The sequence below is a fragment of the Flavobacterium segetis genome (genome assembly GCF_900129575.1).
In the GTDB taxonomy this organism is placed as follows: Bacteria; Bacteroidota; Bacteroidia; order Flavobacteriales; family Flavobacteriaceae; genus Flavobacterium; species Flavobacterium segetis.
Map to the genome: position 1 here is coordinate 393,952 of NZ_FQWE01000004.1, position 10,666 is coordinate 404,617.

Below are 10,666 nucleotides of genomic sequence, written 5' to 3' on the forward strand. Positions count from 1 at the left end.
ATTTATACTGCAATTAATTCAATCATTTGTCTTTCATCTTCCATTCTTTGCAATGCTTTTTTGTAATCAGTAGGCATTACTTTGATGAAATTTCTCTGCTCGTTTTCCCAATCGGCAAGAAGTCTTTTAGCTAAAGGGCTACTCGTGTATAAAGAATGATTTTTGATTAATCGTCTTAATTCAGTAGTATCCTCTTCTTTTAATGGTTCGAATGCTACCATTTCCATATTGCATAGAGTTGAGTCAAATTTTTGATTTGGATCATAAACATAAGCAATACCGCCACTCATTCCAGCCGCAAAATTGCGTCCTGTTTTGCCCAAAACTACCACGGTTCCCCCAGTCATATATTCACAACCGTGATCTCCTATTCCCTCTACAACTGCTGTAGCTCCTGAATTTCGGACTCCAAAACGTTCTCCGGCCATTCCGTTTATATAGGCCTCTCCAGTAATTGCTCCATACAGCGCAACATTGCCTATTATAATATTTTCTTCTGGTTTGAATGTAGCTGTAGGAGGGACTTTGATAATCAATTTTGCACCAGAAAGTCCTTTTCCTAAATAGTCATTGCAGTTTCCGTGAATCTTAAATGACAATCCTTTAGTTGCAAAAGCACCAAAACTTTGACCTGCGGATCCTTCAAAATCAACTAAGATTGTATCATCTGGTAAGCCTTGCGAACCATATATTTTTGAAATCTCGTTACTCAAAATTGCACCGACAGAACGATCTGTATTTTTTATTTTGAAGATAACTCTTGTTTTTTCTTTTCTATATATAGAAGGAATAGCTGCTTTTATAATGTCAAAATCAAGTACGTGATCTAATGCGTGATCTTGCGGTATAGTATTATGATTAGGAACCGTTTTTGCTTTTTCTGGCTTATATAAAATAGCTGATAAGTCTAATCCGCTTGCTTTGTAATGTGTAATCGCCTTATTGACATTTAATTTTTGAGATTGTCCCACCATTTCTTTTAGTGTTCTAAATCCTAGTTGCGCCATGATTTCTCTCAATTCCTCAGCAATAAAGTACATGAAGTTGATAATATGTTCAGGAGTTCCTTTGAAATTTTTTCTCAATTCAGGATCTTGAGTTGCAATCCCAACGGGACACGTATTTAAGTGGCAAGCACGCATCATAATACAACCTGAAGCCACTAAAGGTGCTGTGGCAAAACCAAATTCTTCTGCTCCAAGTAAAGCTGCGATGGCTACATCACGTCCAGTTTTTAATTGTCCGTCGCACTCTAAAACAACACGACTTCTTAAATCATTTAAAATTAAGGTTTGTTGCGCCTCGGCTAATCCAAGTTCCCAAGGGATTCCTGTATGTTGTAATGATGTGAGTGGAGCGGCTCCTGTTCCTCCGTCATAACCTGAAATCAAGATCACATCAGCTTTAGCTTTAGCAACACCGGCTGCGATTGTTCCTACACCAACTTCAGACACTAATTTTACATTAATACGTGCTTCTCTATTGGCATTTTTTAAATCGAAAATCAATTGTGATAAATCCTCGATGGAATAAATATCGTGATGCGGCGGAGGAGATATTAGTCCAACATAAGGAGTAGAGTTTCTTGTTTCTGCGATCCATGGTACTACTTTCTCTGCTGGTAACTGACCGCCTTCTCCCGGTTTAGCACCTTGCGCCATTTTTATTTGAATTTCTTTCGCATTAGTCAAATAATTGATCGAAACTCCAAATCGTCCTGAAGCCACTTGCTTGATAGCACTATTTTTAGAATCTCCATTTAACTCTTTTTGAAAACGCCTTTGATCTTCTCCACCTTCTCCAGAATTGCTTTTTCCACCTATTCTGTTCATGGCTATTGCCAAATTCTCGTGCGCCTCCTGACTGATAGACCCATAAGACATGGCGCCCGTTTTGAATTTTTTTACTATTTCTGTCCAAGGTTCTACCTCGTCAATAGCAATTGGATCTAAATTATTAAATTCGAATAAACCTCTTATAGTCATTAGGATTTCACTTTGATCATTGACCATTGCGGCATATTCCTTGTAACTTTCGGGACTGTTTAATCGAACGGCTTGCTGTAATTTAGAAATAGTTGTTGGATTAAACATATGCTTTTCACCATTTCTTCTCCATCTATAAATTCCACCAATTTCTAGTGGTAACAAATTAGTTACTTCAGTATTGGGAAAAGCTTTCTGGTATCTCCTTTTTACTTCCTTTTCAATTTCCATCAGTCCAATCCCTTCAATTCTGCTTGGCGTGTAAGGGAAATATTTAGAAGTAAATGTTTTATTTAATCCTAAAATTTCAAAAATTTGAGCAGCTCTATACGAATGTAAGGTGGAGATACCAATTTTATTCATGATCTTAAGAATGCCTTTGGCAATTGCCTTGTTGTAGTTTTTTATGGCATAATCTGCTTTGATATCAGTGATAAAACCTTGATTGATTTGGTTATGAATAATTTCATTTACCATATAAGGATTGATAGCACTCGCTCCATAACCAAATAGTAAGGCAAAATGATGCGGCTCACGTGGCTCAGCTGATTCGATAATAATCCCGAATTTAGAACGTAATTTTAATATATTTAACGAGTGATGAATATAAGAGCAAGACAATAACATTGGAATTGGAGCCATTTTATCGGATACACCTCTATCAGAAATAATCACAATATTGCACCCCTCTGAAACTGCTTTAAAAGTTGCTTGAACGGCTCGCTCTAAAGCGCGTTCTAAACCGTTTACTCCTTTTTCAATATCATATAACGTAGAAATGGTCACCGATTTAAAATCAGCATGGTCTATATTTCGTAATTTATCCAAATCCTCATTAGAAATAACTGGATTTTGGATTTTTAACTTTTTGCACTGCTTGGAGTCAATTTCAAAAATATTAAAATCACCACCAATGGCTAAGCTAATGTCTGTTATGATCTCTTCACGAATTCCATCCAAAGGTGGATTAGTAACTTGTGCAAATAACTGTTTGAAATAATTATATAACAATTGTGGTTGATCTGATAAAACAGCTAGGGGAGTATCATTACCCATAGAGCTCAAAGCTTCTGTTCCTTTTGCTCCCATTGGATTTATAATTGTTTTTATATCTTCGATTGTATAACCAAACAAACGCTGTCGGGTTTCAAAATCAACAATTTCAGTTGCAATCACATTATTGGTATATGGCACTTCGGATAAATGCAATAGATTTTCATCTATCCATTTTTTATAAGGACGTTTAGTAGCGACGCTATTTTTAATTTCGTCATCTTGAATGATTCGACCTTCATTCATGTCAACCAAGAACATTTTCCCTGGTTCTAAACGACCGTGTTGAATTACATCTTCCGGTTTGATATCTAGAACGCCAATTTCTGATGACATAATTACAAAACCACTTTTAGTCAAAGTATAGCGAGAAGGTCGCAATCCATTTCGATCTAATAAAGCACCAATTACATTGCCATCAGTAAAAGGAATAGATGCAGGACCATCCCATGGTTCCATAATACAAGAGTTATATTCGTAAAATGCTTTTTTTACCTCAGACATCGTTTGATGTTTTTCCCATGCTTCAGGAACAACCATCATCATTGCTTCAGGTAATGAACGACCAGTCATTAGTAACAATTCGACTACCATATCCATTGATGCTGAATCTGATTTTCCCTCTAAAATAATGGGGAATAACTTTTTTAAATCATCACCAAAAATATCACTTTGCATTAGCTCTTCCCGAGCGCGCATTCGGCTAATGTTTCCGCGCAACGTATTAATTTCTCCATTGTGACACATATATCTAAAAGGTTGTGCCAATTCCCACGACGGAAATGTATTAGTCGAAAACCGCTGGTGCACTAACGCTAATCTTGTCACTAAATCAGGGTCTAATAAATCAGTATAGTATCGACTAATATCTTCTGGCATCAATAATCCTTTATAGATTATCGTAGTTGTAGAAAAACTTGAAAAATAAAACATGTGACCTTCAGAAGTCCTTGAATTTCTTACGGTATGCTCAGCAATTTTTCTGGCGGCAAACATTTTAGCATTTAATTGTTGCTCAGTGATATCTAATTCATTTTTTCCAACAAAAACTTGTTTAATAGTTGGTTGTTTTTCAGCGGCAATTTGTCCTAGATTTTCAGCTGCGACCGGTACGTCTCTCCATCCTAATATTTTAAGATTTTGCTCTTTTATAGCCGTTTCGAAAGTAGTTTTACAAAACGTTACTTGATTGCTACTTTTTGGCAAAAACACCATTCCAACTGCATATTGTCCTACTTCGGGAAGGTCAAAATCACAAACTTTGGCAAAAAAAGTATGGGGGATATCAAATAATATTCCAGCTCCATCACCAGTCCGTCCATCAGCGCTAACAGCGCCGCGATGTTCTAATTTTATTAATATATCAAGTGCTTTATGAATAATATCATTCGATTTAATTCCATTTAAGTTGCAAATAAATCCTGCTCCGCAATTGTCGTGTTCAAATTCGGGCATATATAAACCTTGTGCTTTCACTCTCATTCTAATTGTGTTTTTTATACAAAAATAGAAGTTTTGTTGAATAAAATTTAAACTTTAGGTCAATATTACTTAATTTTTATTGTAAAATTATAATAATAACGAATAAATGATAATTTAATATTGTAAAGAGATTCTAATTATAAATTTGATAATTACTCCATTTCTTATTTTCCATTACTATTTATAAATTCTTAATAGTACGCGCAGTTCAATACTAAATTCAATCGTTATCGTTATTATTTTTTTAATAAAATGTCATCTATTAGCTTTAACAAAATAGAAAGTGGCTCCATCAGAATTATTATAATTTACCCTTAAATATAAGATCTGTTTTAAATTTTAAAAACATTTCTCTATTCAGATGAATTTTGCTATTTTTGTATCACTTTTAATCTGAAATAAATTTAGAAGCCAGACAAATTCTATATTATGAACATACACGAATATCAAGGAAAAGAGATTTTAGCAAGCTACGGAGTTCGCATTCAACGCGGAATCGTTGCAAACAGTCCAGTTGAAGCCGTTGCTGCAGCAAAACAATTAACTACTGAAACAGGTACAAGTTGGTACGTTGTAAAAGCCCAAGTTCATGCAGGTGGACGTGGTAAAGGTGGTGGAGTAAAACTTGCTAAAAATTTACAACAAGTTGAAGAAATTTCAGAGCAAATTATTGGGATGCAATTGATCACTCCACAAACTTCTGCTGAAGGTAAAAGAGTGCATAAAGTGTTAATTGCTGAAGATGTTTACTATCCTGGAGAAAGTGAAACTTCTGAATTTTATGTTTCTGTATTATTAAATAGAGCGACAGGACGTAACATGATCATGTATTCTACTGAAGGTGGAATGGATATTGAAGAAGTTGCTGAGCATACACCACATTTAATCTTTACTGAGGAAATTGATCCTTCTGTAGGTTTGCAAGGTTTTCAAGCACGAAGAATTGCCTTTAATTTAGGTCTTTCTGGAAATGCTTTTAAAGAAATGGTAAAATTTATTGATTCTTTATACAATGCTTATATTGGATCTGATGCGTCGATGTTTGAAATTAACCCAGTGTTAAAAACATCTGACAATAAAATAATGGCTGTAGATGCTAAAGTGAATATCGATGATAATGCTTTATACAGACAAAAGAAATATGCTGACATGCGCGACATTCGTGAGGAGAATCCTATCGAAGTAGAAGCAAAAGAGGTAGGTTTAAATTATGTAGATCTTGACGGTTCAGTGGGATGTATGGTTAACGGAGCTGGATTAGCGATGGCAACTATGGATTTAATTAAATATGCTGGTTTTGAGCCTGCAAATTTTCTTGACGTAGGGGGAACTGCTGATGCAAAACGTGTTGAAACTGCTTTTCGTATTATATTGAAAGATCCAAATGTAAAAGCGATTTTAATCAACATTTTTGGAGGAATCGTTCGTTGTGATCGTGTTGCTCAAGGAGTTGTTGATGCTTATAAGAATATGGGTGACGCTATTAAAGTGCCAATTATTGTTCGTTTACAAGGTACAAACGCCGCTATTGCAAAAGAGTTAATTGATAATTCAGGAATGCCTATTTTATCTGCTGTTGAATTCCAAGAAGCTGCTGACCAAGTAAAAGCTGCACTTTCTTAATTACTTAATCGTTATATATTATTAAGTCCTGTTTACTTCGGTAAACAGGACTTTTTTTTGCCTTTCGGTAAATATTTAAAAAAATTTCAATCATCATATAAAGTTATCGTAAAAAAGGAGTTATCTCTTTTGTATCGAATATCTTTGTATTCTACTCGAATTAAATATTTCGTGTTCATAAATATTTTAAGCAATGAAACTACATATTCAAAATAATTTCACTTCCCAATTGCCTGCTGATTCATTAGAAGCTAATGTTCCACGACAAGTTTATGAGGCATGTTTTTCGTTTGTTGATCCATTAAAACCTTCAAGGCCCATATTAATTCACGCTTCAACTGAAGTAGCTGAAGAAATTGGTCTTTCAAAAGAAGATTTACAATCTGATGATTTTCTAAATATCTTTTCAGGTAATACAATTTATGCAGGTACTAAACCATTTGCCATGTGCTATGCTGGACATCAGTTTGGAAATTGGGCTGGACAATTAGGAGATGGTCGTGCCATTAATCTTACCGAAATAACTAATAAGAATAAATCGTTTACCTTGCAGCTAAAGGGAGCAGGTCCAACGCCCTATTCAAGAACAGCAGATGGTTTTGCAGTTTTACGTTCTTCAATTCGAGAGTATTTATGTGCAGAGGCAATGTTTCACTTAGGTGTTCCCACAACGCGCTCCCTATCACTCATGCTTTCTGGTGATCAAGTTTTGCGTGATGTGTTATATAATGGAAATCCAGCTTATGAGCAAGGTGCTATCGTTAGTAGAGTAGCGCCTACATTTATACGTTTTGGTAGTTTTGAAATTTTTGCGTCGCGAAAAGATTTAGTGAATCTTAAACTACTAACTGATTTCACAATCAAAAAACATTTTCCCAATATTAAAGAAGAAGATGTTCATAAATATTTAAGATTTTTTGAAGAGGTTACTCAAGCTACTTTAAAAATGATTGTAGAGTGGCAACGTGTGGGTTTTGTCCATGGCGTTATGAATACTGATAACATGTCTATTCACGGTATAACTATCGATTACGGACCTTACGGCTGGCTGGAAGATTATGACTCTGGCTGGACTCCAAATACGACCGATAACCAACATAAAAGATACCGTTTTGGAAACCAACCTGAAATTGCACTTTGGAATTTATACCAATTGGCAAATGCTCTTTATCCCTTGATTGATGATGCAAAGGCATTAGAAGCTATCCTAGAAGCGTACACTTCAAATTATGAAAAGAAATATTTGAGTATGATGCAGGATAAATTAGGTTTGCAAAACAAATTGAACGATGATTTGTTTTTAGTAAATCGATTGACTGAATTACTTGAAAAAGCAGAGACAGACATGACTATTTTCTTTAGAAATTTAAGTAACATTACAAAGGAAGATTCAGCAGTATTGGCTTTTGATAGAATCAAAGATGCTTTTTATAATGAAAAGGAGTTAATTGAAGATACTTTGAAATATTGGCATGATTGGTTTGAAATTTATACTTTCCGAATTAACGAACAAATCTTAACTGATCTTGAACGTAAAGAAAAAATGAATCTTGTAAATCCTAAATATGTATTGCGCAACTATATATCGCAATTATGTATTGATGATTCAGAGAAAGGTGATTATTCTTTGTTAAATGAATTATTCGAAATACTTAAAAATCCGTATGATGAGCAACCTGATTTTCAAAAGTGGTTTGCCAAAAGGCCTGATTGGGCACGTAACAAGGTGGGATCATCAATGTTAAGTTGCAGTTCTTAACGTTTATTTTATTTGATACCAATCGACTCGTGGCCTTTCAATATAATTTTGGTTTTGTTGTCTAAGTTTTCTTTGGTTTTACCCAAAATATTAATGATTTCATGTTTAGTGCTAGTTTCTCTTAATTTATAAAAATCTTGCGAATTTGTAACTTCAACCTTTAAAATGTAATTGCGATCTAGTAGGACGGAATTTAGATTATCTTTTATTATTTCCCCATTAATCATAAAGACAACATCACTTTTTTTAATAGTTGTAAATTCAGATTTGATTTCTTCCAAATTTAAAAAATCAAATTTATGTGGATTTTTAGAAGTGACGCTAACTACGCCTGAAAAATGTTTATCATTAATTATCGTGTCATTCTTTTTGATATTTACGGATTCTATTTCGTCAGAGACGAGATGCTTTATTGTTATTTGTGATACTAAATTTGAATCAAGCAAATAAGCCGCTTCGTTGCTTTTAATAGCTTGTGCATAAAATAATGATGTTGTAATCAAAAATATGATTGTTAGGAATGTTTTCATTGTACTAAATTCGATTAATATTTCTTTTAAATTATAATTCTACTATTAGTGGCATGTGGTCACTCAAATGCAACCAGTCTAATTCAGCACCTATTTTAAAAGATTTTGGACAATTAAAAGTTTCTCGATCTGCAAATACATAATCAATGTGATAATGTTTTACAATATTTTTCTGTAAATAAAAAGTAGGAGACTTTTCTTCACCTTGCTCTTCATTAAAATATTCATGATACAAGCTTCTAATTCCAATTTCTTCTAACTCTCGAACCACGTCACTGTGGTTCCACCATCGATCTCATTTATCCCAAATTTTATTACTATTGAAATCTTCAACGATCATAGATTTCGTCATTATCAATTTATTAATTTGAATATATTTCCAAAACTGCCCAATATAGCCAAATGTGGGAGAATTTGCGTGATGGTTCCATAGACCAATTATGTTAAAGCTGTCATTAATATTTGCAGAGATAAAATATTTAAGGCCGTTCGTTTCCCAATTATTATCTGACAAATTCACTGATTCTTTGCAGAATATCCCTAACCCTCTATTTTTATTATCTCCAATCCAAATATAATTTTTTGTCCATTCTTTATAAAACGTATCATTTGATCTTTTAGGGTCTTCACATTCTTGAATTACTGTAATGTCAGCGTCAAACTGTTCCAGAAACTTAAATTTTTTTCGAAAGGCGCCGTTACAATTCCAAATAATTATTATCATTATTAATTTTTACTCTGTCCAAATATAACAAAAAAAATCCTGCTCGTTAGGATTAGGATTTTGGTATTCAATTATTTTCCGATTTCTTGAATCAAATCTGATTTATATATTTTAAAACCTACATTACTTCTCTGTGCAATTGTAAAAAGAGCTTTTGCGACGGTTTTACCCTCAATAGGTTTATGTTTTTTTAAATTTCCAAAGAATACAAATGAAAGTAATTTCATGAAAAAACCACCTACTTTTTCTGCTAATCGAAATTCAGTTCGATCACCAAGCAGCAGCGATGGTTGCAATACAGCTACGCTTTCGAAATCAGTTGTTTTAAGATATTCTTGAATTTCACCTTTCGTTTTTAGATAAAAATTAGAAGAACTTGCATTTGCACCTAAAGATGAAATTATTAAAAACTGAGTAACCTTATTTTGCAATGCGAATGAAGCAAACTGTTTTGGATACTCAAAATCTACTTTTCGAAACTCTTTTTGACTTCCTGCTTTTTTGATGGTTGTACCAATGGTGCAAAAGAAATCATCGCCAACTATTAATTGAGAATAAGTTTCAGGTTGATCGAAATCAATAATGTGCTGTACTAATTTCGAATTTTTAATTCCTAAATCTCTTTTAGTAAAAGCAATTACTTTGCTATACTCATTACTTTCTAAAAGTATGTTTAAGAGGTGTGAACCTATTAAACCTGTACTTCCTATAACTAATGCTGTTTTCAAACTTATGATTTTTTATTTTTACCAAAGTTGAATTTTACTTTCTCAACTACTTGAGGCTTAGAATTTCCCTTAGGATATTCCTTTTTTTTCGTGTTTTTTGTCGCTGGTCGCGATTTAGAAGGTGCTTCATCACCTCTGGACTTTTCTTCGTCGCGTGGTTTTGCTTTAAATTCAGGTCTCTCTTTCGATCCTTCTTTCGAAGGGATTTGAGCTTTATGTTTTGCTAAAACATCATTTGGATATTTCGGATTTTCTTTCGTTCCACGTAAATGAATTACTAGAGCATTAAGGAAATTTCGTAACACTTGGTCACCGCATTCCATATAATTTTCATGTTTCTCATCTCGGAAAAAAGCACCTAATTCTGATTTAGTGATTCTAAAATCTACCAATTCTAATATTTCAATTATTTGATCGTCACGCAACATTAGGGCTACGCGAAGTTTTTTAAAGATATCGTTGTTAGTCATCATTTATATATTTTTTACGAAGATACAATTATAAAAAGAGAAAAAACCAATGCACAGTCCATAGGATTTTCAAAAAGAGAGTTATTCAAATTAAATGGGAGGACTGTACCATAGAATCAAAAAAACTTTTGATGCACTAATACCCGCATTTTAATAATGTAGGATCCTAAATTAACCAATCTCTCACATTACTATAAACAAAAAACCCTTCATCAATTGACGAAGGGTTTTTAAAGAAAGGCGACGACATACTCTCCCACATAACTGCAGTACCATCTGCGCAGGCGGGCTTAACTACTCTGTTCGGGATGG

The 10,666-nt window shown here is 33.8% G+C and carries 8 protein-coding genes and 1 rRNA gene; 2 read left to right on the forward strand and 7 right to left on the reverse strand.

Annotated elements, in window-relative coordinates; translation table 11 throughout:
• Nucleotides 1–2 precede the first annotated feature (2 nt).
• Nucleotides 3–4,520 (reverse strand): glutamate synthase large subunit, encoded by a 4,518-nt coding sequence (gltB, locus tag BUA99_RS08115; protein WP_072990604.1) that lies wholly within the window; start codon nt 4,518–4,520, stop codon nt 3–5.
• A 429-nt stretch (nt 4,521–4,949) separates the two neighbouring features.
• On the opposite strand from gltB, the gene sucC reads away from it, so the two are divergent.
• Both sucC and BUA99_RS08125 read left to right on the forward strand, forming a co-directional pair.
• Nucleotides 4,950–6,143, forward strand: a complete 1,194-nt coding sequence (gene sucC, locus BUA99_RS08120) for an ADP-forming succinate--CoA ligase subunit beta (protein ID WP_072990607.1) — start codon at nt 4,950–4,952, stop codon at nt 6,141–6,143.
• A gap of 193 nt (nt 6,144–6,336) precedes the next feature.
• Entirely contained in the window at nt 6,337–7,902 is a 1,566-nt protein-coding gene (locus BUA99_RS08125; protein ID WP_072990610.1) for a protein adenylyltransferase SelO, read from the forward strand.
• Nucleotides 7,903–7,910: 8 nt separating this feature from the next.
• On the opposite strand, the gene BUA99_RS08130 is transcribed toward BUA99_RS08125, so the two are convergent.
• The 6 genes from BUA99_RS08130 to rrf form a co-directional block, all read right to left on the reverse strand.
• Nucleotides 7,911–8,432, reverse strand: coding sequence for a hypothetical protein (locus tag BUA99_RS08130; protein ID WP_072990613.1), 522 nt, complete (start codon nt 8,430–8,432; stop codon nt 7,911–7,913).
• A 31-nt stretch (nt 8,433–8,463) separates the two neighbouring features.
• Entirely contained in the window at nt 8,464–8,703 is a 240-nt protein-coding gene (locus tag BUA99_RS15360; protein WP_234972931.1) for an endonuclease/exonuclease/phosphatase family protein, read from the reverse strand.
• A gap of 24 nt (nt 8,704–8,727) precedes the next feature.
• Nucleotides 8,728–9,156: a hypothetical protein gene (locus BUA99_RS15365; protein ID WP_234972933.1), complete on the reverse strand. Its 429-nt coding sequence runs from the start codon at nt 9,154–9,156 to the stop codon at nt 8,728–8,730.
• Nucleotides 9,157–9,227: 71 nt separating this feature from the next.
• Nucleotides 9,228–9,884 (reverse strand): NAD(P)H-binding protein, encoded by a 657-nt coding sequence (locus tag BUA99_RS08140; RefSeq protein WP_072990616.1) that lies wholly within the window; start codon nt 9,882–9,884, stop codon nt 9,228–9,230.
• 2 nt (nt 9,885–9,886) lie between these two features.
• Nucleotides 9,887–10,354 (reverse strand): DUF1456 family protein, encoded by a 468-nt coding sequence (locus BUA99_RS08145; protein ID WP_072990660.1) that lies wholly within the window; start codon nt 10,352–10,354, stop codon nt 9,887–9,889.
• A gap of 235 nt (nt 10,355–10,589) precedes the next feature.
• A 5S ribosomal RNA gene (rrf, locus tag BUA99_RS15610) occupies nt 10,590–10,666 on the reverse strand; the annotation flags it as partial.